A 14,019-nucleotide genomic window follows, 5' to 3' on the forward strand; every position below is an offset into this window, starting at 1 on the left:
CCAAATAATCTTTAATTGAGTTCTTATTCATTATAAAGAATGGCACTACTTTTGGATAGGATTATATCCTGGGTTATCACGTTTGACCAAATAGTCGATTAACCCCATGGAACAGACTTCCAGGTCCATCCTAATAATCTCGAACACGGGATGGTCCCCCGTTATGCCCATTGATGCAAGGTGGGTGGTGACTTTATCGAAAATCATTTCTATAGTTGCATCTACTTGTTCCTTGAACGTCTTGTATTCGTTGAAGGCAGTTTCAGCTGTTTGAACGAAAATGGGCAACCAGTAACGCAATTGTTTATATACTTCCGTTGGATTATCCGAAACGCCGTAATGGCCAAAGTATATCCGATTCACATCCAAACTTTCATACAAATCAGCAGCGGCAAGCATCGCTATGGGATTAAATTGATTAGGTGATGTAGAAGGTAAATATAATTCGATGCCATCTGGTTCAAGTTCACGATAGTACACACCGACCGTATCACCGGAAAACATTCCTTTTGAAACTGAATCGTATATGCTGAGATGGTGGTTTGCGTGGCCTGGGGTATCATAAAAGGTCAAGGTACAGTTGTCGCTCGTTTCAAGGGATTCCTTGTTTCCCTTAATGATGATTTTTTCGTGCGGAACTGGAAGGATGGGGTTGAAAAGTTTGTCGAAATCCGCACCGTAGACCTCTTTTGCCCCTGCAACCAATCGCGTTGGATCTTCAAGATGGCGCGCACCTTTTGGATGGACAACCACTTTTGCGTTCGGGCAATGCTGTAAAAAAAGGCCAACCCCCCCTGCATGGTCCAAATGAATATGGGTTAGAATGATATATGTAATGTCTTCTAAAGCAATCCCCAGCGCTTGCAACCCCTTGAGTACATGAGGGATGGAGGGGCTGGCGGATGTCTCAACTAAAGTAATGTCCCTATCGGCCATTACATACGTACCAGTTCGGTTCTCCCTACCTAGATCAAAACCGTCAATGAGAGAAACACGATAACCGAGATCACTAACCTTAACCAATAAAATGCACCTCCGGAAAATTTTTTGTGTACAAAATTCATTCCTTATTTTATTCTGATAATAGTAGCATGTAAAGAATGAAGGTTTTAATTATTCTGAATTTATTTCAGCGTGGCTACTGTATAGAAAAGTATGGTATAGTGAAACCTATCGAAAAGGTTTTATTCAGAAAGGAGAGGGAGTATGTCTCAATTACAGGGCATTCTTACCAGATTGAAAAGTCTTCAAGAGCAAGCAAAGGAATCTGAATCTGCTCAGCGTTTTTTTGAAATAGATGGTGTGAAAAAATGCCAGGTTACATATTTCAGCAAAACAGAAATGTTCGAGCTTGAAGTATACAGTGATAAAGGGAAATCATCAAAATATCAATTCGATAATGTTGATATGATTACCATTGAAATCTTTGATCTTCTTCAATCTTAATTTGTAAAAGCTGCATTCCATTAGGAAAGCAGCTTTTTTATTTTGTTTATTAATGTGATTTAGGGAGCCAGGTGGTTTGAATGAATACAATGACTTTATGACACATTATAAAGAGGAGGGATGAAGATGAAAAAACCAAAAGCGATATGCCCTGTTTGTTCCGATGAGAGGATATTAGAGGATGTTTTAACCGCCCAGTCCAATCAAAATGTTATTTATCGATGCCCTGAATGTGGTTATGAAAAAGGTGATATCAAAACAAGCAAGGGGTAATCGACCTTTTAAAATGTCCCTTTTTTTGGAATTAAAGGGGTGTTTGATTGGGCCTTTTCTGCGTGTTTATGTTAAACTAGAGTAAGGGATATATATATAAAAACATATGGTAAGGGGTTTTAACATGATCGGTACTCATGATGGGGATTTATTGGAATCCAGCGTGAAAGACTTAATGATTTCTTCTGAACGCGTGGCCCACGTGCAGGTAACCAATAATTTAGAACATGCGCTATTGGTATTAACGAAGAGCGGTTATACGGCCATTCCTGTGTTAGATCCAATGTACAAACTGCATGGCTTAATCAGCACACCAGTCATTCTCGACTCTATCTTGGGACTTGAGAGAATTGAATTTGATAATCTGGAGAATAAAAAAGTTTCCGAAATTATGAATATAGATATACCTCGTCTGAATATAGACGATCCATTGATAAAAGGGGTAGAAATGTTAATTGATCATCCATTTGTCTGTGTTGAGAATGACGAACATCTATTTGAAGGCATTCTTACGAGAAGGGCGATTTTGAAGAAAGTCTTTAAAGAACAATTGTTGCCTGAATGAGGAAATATCCATAGTAAATGAACAGTTTACCTCAGACTCGCCAAGTGGCGAGTTTTCTTATTCTACATAAATCACTAAAAATGGGTTAACCATAGATATCATATTAGTTGAGAGGATGCGTAACTTGGTACAAGCAATAAATACTTCGAACGGTCAAAACTTAAAATTAAAGCGGCCATTCATCCTTGCGGCGATCATGATGGCGATGTTCATGAATGCAATTGAAGGTACGATTGTGTCGACGGCCATGCCTGCCATTGTCAGTGACCTGGGTGGCTTTTCATTATATAGCTGGGTTTTTTCCGGCTATTTACTTATGAATGCCGTGACGGTCTTGATATATGGAAAGTTATCCGACATAGTCGGTCGAAAGCCTGTTCTTTTATTTGGCATTATCGTCTTCCTGATTGGTTCGGTTCTATGCGGCTTTGCTGACTCGATGACGGAGCTCATATTTTATCGATTTCTGCAGGGGTTTGGTGCCGGGGCGGTCGCGCCAGTAGCCTCAACCATTGTCGGGGACATTTATAAGAATGAAGAGAGGGCCCGCATCCAAGGATACCTCTCAAGCGTATGGGGTATTTCTGCTGTCATGGGACCGGCATTGGGCGGGTTGATTGTCGAGTCTCTTTCTTGGAGACTTGTATTCTGGATCAACATTCCCTTGGGGTTACTATCATTTGTTGGAATCTGGATGTTCCTTCATGAAAATATTGAAAAGAAAAAACGTGATATTGACTATATAGGGGCGGCGTTGTTAACTTTATCGATTTCCACCTTGATGGTGGTCCTTGTCCAAGGTGGAGTAAAATGGTCCTGGGCTTCTACTCCAGCCATTTCACTTGTTGGAATTGCCGTCGTTTCGTTTGTTTTATTCATCGTTCAGGAAAAAAGGGCTTCCGAGCCAATGATGCCATTTGAAATATGGAAAGAGCGCTCAATTTTAATAGCGAACCTTGTTTCCCTGACAACAGGGGTGATGATGATTGGGTTGTCGAGTTTCCTGCCAACGTTTGTTCAAGGAGTAATGGAACGCTCACCGACAGTTGCAGGTTTTACACTGACTGCCATGTCCATTGGTTGGCCAATTGCTTCGGTTTTTGCTGGTAGACTCTTGTTAAAAATAGGGTTTAAGGCTACATCACTCCTTGGTGGGGTTTCTTTGATTCTTGGAAGCGTGATTTTAGTTTTGATGAAGCCAGAAGCTGGTCCACTTATTGCAGCAATGGGATCTTTCTTTGTTGGGGTGGGGATGGGTTTGACATCGACATCTTTCATCGTCGTCATACAAAAGACGGTCAGTTGGGAACGCCGGGGGATTGCAACTGCCTCGAATATGTTCATGCGGAATCTTGGGAATACTGTGGGAGCCGCTTTACTCGGGGGAGTCATGAATACAAGGCTGCAAGCCTATTTGAATGAACATGCAACAGTTGATTCAAAAGTGACGATCGACACAGCCAATAAATTATTGGATAGTGAAGAGCGTGCTATGCTGCCTAAAGATGTAGTAGAGGTATTACAGGAAGGACTTACGACGTCCCTGCACACCATTTATCTTATCGTCTTACTTTTTGCCGTTATTAGTCTTGTGACTCTGACAAGACTAAAGAAAAGGGAAAAGCGAACTGAATAGTTAGAAAGAAGAGGCAATCTACACATGGGTTGCCTCTTTTTTGGATGCTCAAATCTTGCCTACACGAGTGCCAAGATGAATCAATGAGGCGTTGGTCACGCCATGTAAAATGAATTTGAACTGTTGGGTGGGGGGAGGCTTCTTTCGAGAATTTAGATCATGGCACTCTAGACGCCGCAAACCCGATGATGAGCAATAAAACATCATCATGAGTATCATTCCATTTCTTTTCTCTTGTAATATAGGTGATCTTTGTTGATAATTAAATTTATATAAAATGAATCAATGTGATAAGAATTAATTATCAAGAGGTTGGTGTGTATGTCTTTTTCAGAATATCATTTATTATCCGTTTTGGCCCAGGAGATGAATATGAGGAAAGCTGCGGAGCGTTTATTCGTTTCCCAGCCTGCTCTTTCACAACGTCTGCAAACAATAGAGAAAGATTGGGGATCAAAGTTGTTCCTGCGTTCGCAAAAAGGGCTTTCCTTGACACCTGCTGGTGAAGCGGTCATTCGATTGGCTAATGATATATTGGCCAAGGAAGAAACGGTGAGGGAAAGTATCCAGGCAATGGATCATGAAGTATATGGTACCTTGAAAATTGCTTGTGCTTCAATAGTCGGACAGAACTGGTTACCACAAGTTTTGAAAAAGTTCGTACAAAAATATCCCTATGCCAAAATTTCTTTAATCACTGGCTGGAGCAGTGAAATTTTAAAGTCCTTATATGAGGGGCAGGTCCATATCGGCATCATCCGTGGGGCACCCGATTGGAAAGGCGTAAAACAGCATTTGTTTACGGATATGCTTTACCTGGTGGACACAGAGATGAAGGAACTGGACCAGGTATTCGAAACGGATCGCCCTTTTATCCAGTTTAAAAGTGATTCGAATTATTATCAGGAAATACAGGATTGGTGGCATCGTCAATTCAAGACCACCCCTAAAAATACGATAGTCGTCGATCAAATTGAAACATGTAAGCAAATGGTATTCAATGGGATTGGCTATGCGATCCTACCTGCCATCACTTTACATGATAAAGACACGAATATCTTTAAGATTCCCCTCTTGGATGGACAAAACCATTCAATCGAACGGGATACATGGCTTTGTGGATATGAATCTGCTTTTCAGCTTAAACAGGTACAAGCCTTCACGGAAGTGGTCAAAGAACATATACGTGATCAAGGCATGTTGTGAGTCTTCGAAAGATGGTGTCACGCTAGTAAAAACCATTTATAAAAAGATATTCATTCCTTGTCTTGTAAGCTGTTGTCTGTTAAATTTAAAACGAGTAATGATACATAATTAGGAGGTTTTACCGAGCATGAACAAAATGGATGCAAATGAAATTATTTCTTTTATCTCCAATAGTAAAAAGTCAACACCAGTAAAGGTATATGTCAAAGGTGAATTAGATGGCGTAGATTTTGGCCCTGCTGCTAAAACTTTCATTACAGGCAACACCGGCGTTGTATTCGGTGAGTGGTCTGAAATTGAAACGGCTATCGAAACAGCTGGATCGAAGATTGAAGATTATGTGATTGAAAATGATCGTCGCAATTCTGCTATACCACTATTAGATTTAAAAGGCATCAAGGCCCGCATCGAGCCAGGTGCAGTGATTCGTGACCAAGTTTCAATTGGTGACAATGCGGTTATCATGATGGGAGCATCAATCAATATCGGTTCTGTTATTGGTGAAGGTACAATGATCGACATGAATGCAACTCTTGGAGGACGTGCAACAGTGGGCAAAAACTGTCATGTGGGGGCTGGAGCTGTCCTTGCTGGTGTCATTGAGCCACCTTCAGCAAAACCTGTCGTGTTAGAAGATGATGTGTTAATTGGTGCTAACGCAGTCGTTCTGGAAGGCGTTACAATCGGGAAAGGTTCAGTTGTGGCGGCAGGAGCCATCGTAACGAAAGATGTCCCTCCATACTCAGTGGCTGCTGGTATACCGGCTAAAGTCATTAAACAAATAGATGAAAAAACAAAATCAAAAACTGAAATCATGCAAGAGCTTCGTCAACTTTAATTCCAACCTGAAATATGTTCAAGAGCGTGGATACCTATATCCACGCTTTCTGTATAGGGAGTGAAAAAATATGGAACAGAGCCCGTTTGTTACGATACGGCGCGATTTACATCAAATACCGGAAATAGGTTTTCAAGAATTCAAGACGCAACAATATTTGCTTACATACATAATGAACTTGGCTTCAGAACGAATGGAAGTCGAAACATGGAAAACAGGGATCTTCGTGAAAATCAAAGGAAATAATCCCAATAAGGTAATTGGCTACCGAGCTGATATCGATGGTTTGCCAATTATAGAAGAGACAGGATTGCCATTTGCCTCTACACATGACGACTATATGCATGCGTGTGGACATGATTTCCACATGAGCATAGGCCTCGGTGTACTGACACATTTTGTTGAACATCCAATCGATGATGACTTAGTATTCATTTTTCAACCAGCTGAGGAAGGGCCAGGCGGGGCTGAACCGATGTTGAAATCCGAGATAATGAAAAAATGGAAGCCTGACATGATTCTTGCTCTCCATGTGGCACCTGAATACCCGGTTGGGACGATTGCGGTTAAAGAGGGACTTTTATTTGCAAATACATCTGAACTATTCATCGATCTGGAAGGCAAGGGCGGACATGCAGCATATCCGCACAATACGAATGATATGGTCATCACTGCCTGTTCACTTGTGGGACAATTGCAAACCATTGTTTCCCGTAATGTGAACCCATTGGATTCAGCGGTAATCACCATTGGAAAGATTACGGGAGGAACCGTTCAAAATATCATTGCGGAGAAGGCTCGTTTAGAAGGCACTATAAGGACCCTGGACCCTGAAACGATGGTTAAGGTTAAGTCACGGATCGAAGCCCTTGTAGAGGGCATTAAAGTAGGTTATGAGTGTAAAGCGACAATAGACTATGGCTGCATGTATCATCAAGTATATAATGATGAGAAGTTGACCAGTGAATTCATGGATTTCACCGAACAATCATCAGAGGTTCAATTGCATCGCTGTACAGAAGCGATGACGGGGGAAGACTTCGGTTATATGTTGAAGGAGATTCCGGGCTTCATGTTCTGGCTTGGTGTAGCATCCGATTATGGGTTGCATCATGCCAAGTTAATGCCCGATGAGAAAGCCATTCAACTTGCCATCGATCATTTAGCAAAGTATATAACGTATAAAGGTAAAAGAGCATAACAGTAGAGGGTATGACCATGGTAAATGATGATATATCCTGTAAGACGAATGGAAGAGTTTGGAGGGCTTACTGTGAAAAAGGAATTTGCAGTGATAGGGCTTGGCCGTTTTGGCGGCAGTATTGTTAGGACCTTGGCAGAAGAGGGAATGGGTGTGCTAGCCATCGATGTGGATGAAGACCGCGTTAATGAATATGCCAGAATAGCTTCGCATGCCGTCGTTGGAGATACGACTGATGAAAACGTACTTAGAAATATCGGTATCCGGAATTTTGAACACGTCATTGTCGCTATTGGGGAAAATATTCAGGCAAGCATTTTAACGACCCTCATGCTTAAAGAACTGGGTGTCAGCAATGTTACGGTCAAGGCCCAGAATGACTATCATGAGAAAGTGCTCCGAAAGATTGGAGCGGATTTCGTGGTTCATCCAGAACGGGATATGGGAAGGCGTATTGCCCATAACATCGGTTCTAATAACATCCTGGATTATCTTGAGCTTTCCGATGAACATTCCATTGTGGAAATCGTGGCAAGCCAAAAGATGAACGGAAAATCGATATTCGATCTAGACATCCGGGCCCACTACGGGTTGAATATTGTCGGGATTAAAAGAGAAAATGAAATTAATGTTTCGCCCCAGGCCAATGATTTGATCCATAAAGGGGATATCTTGATAGTCATTGGAGCCGATTCTGACATCAATCGGTTTGAAAAGAAAATCGTCGATTAAAAAAAAGGAGGACCTGCCGATTTCTGCAGGTCCTCCTTTCCTTTAAACTAAAAAAAACCCCAGCCATTCGGCTGGGGTTTCTTAATTATTGTACCTCCATGATGATCGGAAGGATCATCGGGCGGCGTTTTGTTTTTTCATATAAGAATGGTGATAGAGTATCTGTAATCTCATTTTTGATTTCAGACCATTGAGTGGTCTTGCGCTCCATCACTTTATTCAGGTGCTTGGTGATGAGGGACTGAGCATCATTGATCAGGTCTCCAGATTCTCTCATGTAAACGAAACCACGTGAAATGATATCCGGACCGGAAGCGATTTTGAATTCCTTCATATTGATGCTGACAACGACAACAACAAGTCCTTCTTCGGAAAGGATTCTACGGTCACGTAAAACGATGTTCCCGATATCGCCGATGCCGCTTCCATCGATATAAACCGATCCTGAAGGGATTTTCCCGGCGATTTGAGCCGTATTTTCACTTAATGAAAGTACCTCACCATTATCCATGATAAAGCAATTTTCCTCAGGTACACCGCAATCCATTGCATGACCTGCATGAAGTTTTTGCATACGGTATTCACCATGAATCGGCATGAAGAATTTTGGCTTGATTAAACGAAGCATTAACTTTTGTTCCTGTTGACCGCCATGACCGGAAGTATGAATATTATTCAATGGACCGGAAATGACATCTGCGCCCGCACGATATAATTGGTTAATGGTTCTTGATACGCTGATCGTGTTACCTGGAATTGGTGAAGAAGAGAAAACGACAGTATCTCCAGGTATAATTTGAATTTGACGGTGAGTTCCGTTTGCAATTCTTGAAAGAGCTGCCATTGGTTCACCTTGGCTACCTGTACAAAGGATGGTCACCTTGTTTGCAGGCATCCGGTTCAATTGCTGTACATCGATAAATGTATCTTTAGGTGCAACGATATAACCAAGTTCTTGACCGATAGCGATAGCTGAATCCATACTACGTCCAAAGACGGCAATTTTACGGCCATTTTCAACAGCTGCTTCAACGACTTGTTGAAGGCGATGGATATTGGATGCAAAGGTTGCAAAGATGATCCGACCATCTACTTTACGGAAGATATCTTGAATCGTATCGCCTACGCGGCTCTCTGACATCGTAAAGTTCTGCACTTCACTATTCGTGCTGTCGGATAGTAAGCACAATACGCCTTCTTTTCCGATTTCGGCCATTTTTGTCAAATTGGCCGGTTCTCCTACAGGTGTAAAGTCGAATTTGAAATCACCAGTATGGACAATTTGTCCAGGAGGAGTTTTAACCACGATTCCGTAAGAATCCGGGATACTGTGAGTCGTACGGAAGAAAGAGACAGAAGTCTTCCGGAATTTGATGACTTCATCTTCACTGATTTCAATCATCGTTGTCTGGCGTAATAGACCATGTTCTTCCAATTTATTGCGAAGTAGTCCAAGTGCCAGCTTGCCGCCGTATACAGGGACATTCACTTTTCTTAGTAAATATGGAATTCCGCCAATGTGATCTTCATGACCATGTGTGATGAAGACACCTTTAATTTTATCTACATTTTTTTCTAAATAGCTGTAATCTGGTATCACATAGTCTATTCCGAGGAGTTCGTCTTCCGGGAATTTAATTCCCGCATCGATGACGATGATCTCATCTTGGAATTGAACAGCATATGTGTTCTTACCGATTTCGCCTAAACCGCCCAAGGCGAATACAGCAGTTTGATCGTTTTTCACAAATTTCATAAATTATCCTAGCTCCAATACTTTAAAATCTTCACTTTGTTTTTCGTATTCCAAATATGCGCCAGCTACTGGTGCTACTAACTCTACGTTATAAGGTTTTTCCTTTAGCTTTAAACGGACGTCGCGGACGGATTCACCTTCCACATACATCGTTTGCGTATTCTCCCTGATGGGAACCTCAGATATGGTTACTTGATAGTATACCTTAAAAACCATTTTAATCTCTCCTCACTTGTTTACATTGCTTTTTTCATTATATATAAAAACAACAATTTTTACATGTTTTTCAACATCATGGAAAAACAAACCCAACTTACCTTTTGGAAGAGGGGTTTTTATTTAACTTATTATACCAATACGGAATAGTATATAAAAATAAATAGCTGAATTCGTAGTTTAAACGACCTCTATCCTTTATCCTTTCCGTTTTTACTACATGTAAAACTTAATTGGATAAAGAAATGTTCCGGAATGGGCCTCTTTAAAAGGAACATCTATGTATTTAAAAAATAATCCTTCAATCAATGCTTGGTGAAATCGGTTTCTTGCTAAAAGAAAGGGGATTACCGTTGTGTGAACCTGTGCAAAGATATGGATATTATAGTATGTACATGTAATCTTTCAAAGTAGGCTTAATAAGAACTGTACAACAAGGAAGAAGCCCTCCGCAAGTTTTTGAAGGGCTGTACAAAAAAATCTCGCAAATGGATGACGGCCACTGGCAGAATGAAAATGGCATCATGCGATTGATTTTTTTCTTAGAAGATCATTCCATTGTTTTACAAGCTTTTTACGAAGCTTCTTTAACATGGCGATCACGCTCCCTTAGTTATTATTGTATAGGATTATTCAATAAAGTAAATACGTCTTTACAGGTAAAAGGCTTATTTATGAAAAAAAGGCCGTCATTTCTACCATATGCTTGGTTATCTTGGGAGAGGGCGAAGGGGGATTTAGATGTCTCATATATAATATATGCTGAACCACGAATGAAAAACCTGGATAAATGTGGTGTTTTTGAAAAGGAGTTACTTGACTTATTTTAATGACAATTATTAAATGGGTACATATTAAAAAAGGTAAACTGAATGAATTGGAAGTGAATAGTCAGTGAAAATCGTATTCTTTGATATTGATGGAACATTACTGGATCATGAAAAAAAATTACCGGCTTCAACAAAGAAAGCAGTGAAGCAACTGCAGGATAGCGGAGTCTTCGTAGCCATTGCGACGGGACGTGCACCATTCATGTTTGAAGACTTAAGAGAAGAACTTGGTATCGATACATTCGTTAGTTTTAATGGACAATATGTCGTTTTTGAAGGGGAAGTCATCTATAAGAACCCGTTGAATCTATCTGAAATCAGAAGGCTGCATAAGGCTGCGGAGGAAAATGAAGTGCCTATCGTATTCATGAATGAGGAAACGATGCAATCTAGCGTTCCGTATCATAATCGGATTGAAGAAGCCTTGAGCACTCTAAAATTCCCACATCCGGGGCATCAGGCGGATTTTTATGAAAATAATGACATTTATCAAGCCTTATTATTTTGCTCTGAGGATGAAGAATCGGAGTACGTGGGTATGTACGATAAATTTAACTTTATTAGATGGCATACCTATTCAACGGATGTTTTGCCTTTTGGGGGTTCAAAGGCTGAAGGGATAAAGACTTTGATGAAAAAGGTCGGATTTGACCTAGAGGATGTATATGCATTTGGAGATGGCTTAAATGATATAGAAATGCTTAAAGCTGTGGGGTATGGAGTGGCTATGGGCAACGCAGGACAGCTAGTCAAACAGGAAGCTGATTACGTGACAACGGACGTCGATAAGGACGGCATCCTCCATGGGCTAAAAGAACTTGAATTGATTTAATGTAAGGCAGGCAGCAAAGACCCCCACTTATATAAACAGTGGGGGTCTTTGCTGCCTTTACTGGGATGAAACTCATCTTTCAATTGGAATGTAAGTTTCTGGGACGTTGAAAGGATCATCATGATTGATGTGATCATAAAACATAATGCCATTTAAATGATCGATTTCATGTTGGAAGCAGATGGAGGCCAAACCTTTTAACCGGAGCTGAACATCTTCTCCTTCTATGTTTGTACCGGATACCTTTATACGGGCATAACGAGGTACATAACCAGAAATGGGCCGATTAACGGAGAGGCAGCCTTCGCCGGCGGTAAGATAGGACCTTTCAATGGAATGGCTTACGAGTTTTGGGTTGAATAGAGCATAGCTAATTAATTCGCCTTTTTCATTTTTAAGATGTACGGCGATCATGCGTTTGGATATATTCACCTGTGGTGCGGCCAAACCAATTCCTGCCCTCAAACCATATTTCAAAGCGATTTCAGTATCCTGGCTATTTTGTACATACTCCATTAAGTCGGCCAAGACCTTTTTGTCCTCTTCAGAAGCAGGTAATGGAACTTCTTCAGCCACTTTCCTTAATATTGGATTGTCTTCTTCAACAAAATCATCCATTGTAAACAAGTTCTTTCACCCCACTAAGTTTCATAATATATGTATGGGATTATTTTAACAAAAATATGCTCGGAAGTTAATATAAGAGACAATGATAGGGAAGAAGGACCATCCCTATCATTATATTATTTACGGCATTATAGTCTGTTTCTTTTTCATTTTCATTTATAATTTTCTTTAATAAGGGTATTTAGATGATATTTTGGGTAAAGGGAGAGGGTGATTATCTGTTTAGCATAAGCATGCGCCGACAATGATCAGTAGTATGAATAAGACTACGATTAAAGCGAAGCCGCCGCCGAAACCACAACCGCCGCCACCGCCACCGCCATAACCTCCATAACCATAACTTGGTGCAGCGGATACTGGATAACAACAATCTTGGGTGTAACCTCCATAATACATAATTATACCTCCGTTTTATATTTTGGGATTCAACCATCTTGATTTGAAATGGTTTAATACAGCCTATGCGGTAGGGGTTGAATCGTGTAGGCTCTAACCCAGACTTGAAAAATATCCTGTTTCCGGTAGTGGAACGCGTGTAGTGGCTGCTATTAAATTCAGATGTGGGAATTTCTTAAAAACATCCTAAGAAGGATTAGAGGGAGTGTTAGTTTTGAAGCTTTATCGTCTATACGTCGTTTTGTTTGTTTCTGTCATAATGATGACCGGATGTATGAATAGCGGTTCACCTGAGGAAAGAGTCGTTAAAATTCTAGACAAGACAGTTGAGAAAGAAAGTAATTTTACAGAGAAACAAGAGCCTTTAAATGATTTGGAAAAAGAAGAAAAAGAAATATATGAAAAGATTATCAAACTCGGGATGAAAGAGTATGACCAAATCGTGAAACTTTCCGACGAAGCATTAAAAAATATCGAAAAACGAGAAGAGTTAATTGAAAAAGAAAAAGATAGTATGGATGCCTCGAAAAAGCAATTCGACAAAATGGAAGGGCAAACTGATAAAATTGAAGATCAAAAGGTAAAAAAAGAAGCTGTCAAAATGGAAAAGACAATGAATGAACGATATGAAAAATATGAGGACGTATACAAAACCTATCAACAAAGCTTAGCGAATGATAAGCAACTATATGAACTATTCAAAAAAGAGGATTTAAAAATGGATGAACTCCAAAGTCAAATTGATAAAATTAATACAACATATGAAAAAGTTGTGAAAGCCAATGAGAAATTCAATGCGGTAACAACAAAATATAATCAAGAAAAAGATAGCTTTTATGAAACGGCAGGCATAAAAAAAACGGACTCTGACAAAGATTAAAGAAGAGGAATAAGGCTATGGGCATTGCTCATAGCCTTATGTGCGTTTGGGTAAGAAAATAAAATGATCAGATTTCCGTTAAAAAGTGAAAAAACTCAACGGAAATATTTACTGACCTGTACTAAGGGAAAATAAATAAAGAAATTCTAACAGTTGAGACGATTGAAAGCATATAAAGTTTTCTTACAATACTATTCAAAAGTTGGAAATGCCTTTAGATAAAGGTCATGATTGATTCTTTAGGAATAGGAGTTGAAGCGAAATACTATCCTTTGGCACCTTACGGGAGCTAAAAGTGGCAAAGTTTATAGTACAGATGTATAATGAAAACTATAACAGAGGGTCGATTAGTGGAAAATAAAACTAATAAAATTTTGAATGTAGGGAAGTATAAGTGATTGACTTGATGTTAATTCATCTTGTACACTAAATTTACCAAAGTTCTTGTATCATATTTCTTGATTATTTTATTGGTACAGCTTAAGATTAAGACATAAATACGATTCCCTTGTTTGAGAGATTATTCTTAAGGGGAAAATAAAACAATAAGTTCTTGAAGAAACTATAAGACAAATCATTTTGCTT

The 14,019-nt window shown here is 39.9% G+C and carries 14 protein-coding genes and 1 pseudogene; 10 read left to right on the forward strand and 5 right to left on the reverse strand.

Translation table 11 applies throughout. The features are described 5' to 3' along the window. Positions 1-45 precede the first annotated feature (45 nt). Entirely contained in the window at positions 46-1,023 is a 978-nt protein-coding gene (locus AC503W_RS06420) for an MBL fold metallo-hydrolase (RefSeq protein ID WP_407407904.1), read from the reverse strand. Positions 1,024-1,206: 183 nt separating this feature from the next. Between AC503W_RS06420 and AC503W_RS06425 the strand changes: the two genes are divergently transcribed. The 8 genes from AC503W_RS06425 (at position 1,207) to AC503W_RS06460 (ending at position 7,897) form a co-directional block, all read left to right on the forward strand. After that, positions 1,207-1,446, forward strand: coding sequence for a YkuJ family protein (locus AC503W_RS06425; protein WP_402868027.1), 240 nt, complete (start codon positions 1,207-1,209; stop codon positions 1,444-1,446). Between the two features lie 126 nt (positions 1,447-1,572). Further along, positions 1,573-1,719: a hypothetical protein gene (locus tag AC503W_RS06430; RefSeq protein WP_402868029.1), complete on the forward strand. Its 147-nt coding sequence runs from the start codon at positions 1,573-1,575 to the stop codon at positions 1,717-1,719. 124 nt (positions 1,720-1,843) lie between these two features. Then, positions 1,844-2,284, forward strand: a complete 441-nt coding sequence (gene cbpB, locus AC503W_RS06435; RefSeq protein WP_402868031.1) for a cyclic-di-AMP-binding protein CbpB — start codon at positions 1,844-1,846, stop codon at positions 2,282-2,284. 91 nt (positions 2,285-2,375) lie between these two features. After that, the gene (locus tag AC503W_RS06440; protein WP_494917288.1) at positions 2,376-3,920 is read left to right on the forward strand and encodes an MDR family MFS transporter; all 1,545 of its coding nucleotides are present in this window, start codon (positions 2,376-2,378) and stop codon (positions 3,918-3,920) included. Between the two features lie 321 nt (positions 3,921-4,241). Beyond that, complete coding sequence (gene ccpC / locus AC503W_RS06445; RefSeq protein ID WP_402868033.1) at positions 4,242-5,126, forward strand: transcriptional regulator CcpC; 885 nt, start codon at positions 4,242-4,244, stop codon at positions 5,124-5,126. 127 nt (positions 5,127-5,253) lie between these two features. Further along, complete coding sequence (dapD, locus tag AC503W_RS06450; protein ID WP_402868035.1) at positions 5,254-5,964, forward strand: 2,3,4,5-tetrahydropyridine-2,6-dicarboxylate N-acetyltransferase; 711 nt, start codon at positions 5,254-5,256, stop codon at positions 5,962-5,964. Positions 5,965-6,034: 70 nt separating this feature from the next. Next, a complete protein-coding gene (locus AC503W_RS06455; RefSeq protein WP_407407906.1) occupies positions 6,035-7,165 on the forward strand; it encodes an N-acetyldiaminopimelate deacetylase in 1,131 nt (376 codons plus the stop codon). A gap of 72 nt (positions 7,166-7,237) precedes the next feature. Further along, the gene (locus tag AC503W_RS06460) at positions 7,238-7,897 is read left to right on the forward strand and encodes a potassium channel family protein (RefSeq protein WP_402868561.1); all 660 of its coding nucleotides are present in this window, start codon (positions 7,238-7,240) and stop codon (positions 7,895-7,897) included. An 85-nt stretch (positions 7,898-7,982) separates the two neighbouring features. Here the strand turns inward: AC503W_RS06460 and rnjA are convergent, their stop codons facing one another. Together rnjA and AC503W_RS06470 are read right to left on the reverse strand one after the other, a co-directional pair. Next, the gene (gene rnjA / locus AC503W_RS06465; protein WP_402868038.1) at positions 7,983-9,653 is read right to left on the reverse strand and encodes a ribonuclease J1; all 1,671 of its coding nucleotides are present in this window, start codon (positions 9,651-9,653) and stop codon (positions 7,983-7,985) included. 3 nt (positions 9,654-9,656) lie between these two features. Further along, positions 9,657-9,869: a DNA-dependent RNA polymerase subunit epsilon gene (locus tag AC503W_RS06470; RefSeq protein ID WP_402868040.1), complete on the reverse strand. Its 213-nt coding sequence runs from the start codon at positions 9,867-9,869 to the stop codon at positions 9,657-9,659. An 894-nt stretch (positions 9,870-10,763) separates the two neighbouring features. On the opposite strand from AC503W_RS06470, the gene AC503W_RS06475 reads away from it, so the two are divergent. Further along, positions 10,764-11,531, forward strand: coding sequence for a Cof-type HAD-IIB family hydrolase (locus AC503W_RS06475; RefSeq protein WP_402868042.1), 768 nt, complete (start codon positions 10,764-10,766; stop codon positions 11,529-11,531). A 72-nt stretch (positions 11,532-11,603) separates the two neighbouring features. Here AC503W_RS06475 and def read toward each other — a convergent pair whose 3' ends face one another. After that, a complete protein-coding gene (def, locus tag AC503W_RS06480) occupies positions 11,604-12,158 on the reverse strand; it encodes a peptide deformylase (RefSeq protein ID WP_407407911.1) in 555 nt (184 codons plus the stop codon). 222 nt (positions 12,159-12,380) lie between these two features. After that, a pseudogene (locus AC503W_RS06485) lies at positions 12,381-12,485 on the reverse strand (YjcZ family sporulation protein); the annotation flags it as partial. Positions 12,486-12,768: 283 nt separating this feature from the next. On the opposite strand from AC503W_RS06485, the gene AC503W_RS06490 reads away from it, so the two are divergent. Continuing rightward, positions 12,769-13,434: a YkyA family protein gene (locus AC503W_RS06490; RefSeq protein ID WP_494916461.1), complete on the forward strand. Its 666-nt coding sequence runs from the start codon at positions 12,769-12,771 to the stop codon at positions 13,432-13,434. Positions 13,435-14,019: the final 585 nt, after the last annotated feature.

Source organism: Peribacillus suis (genome assembly GCF_059384845.1).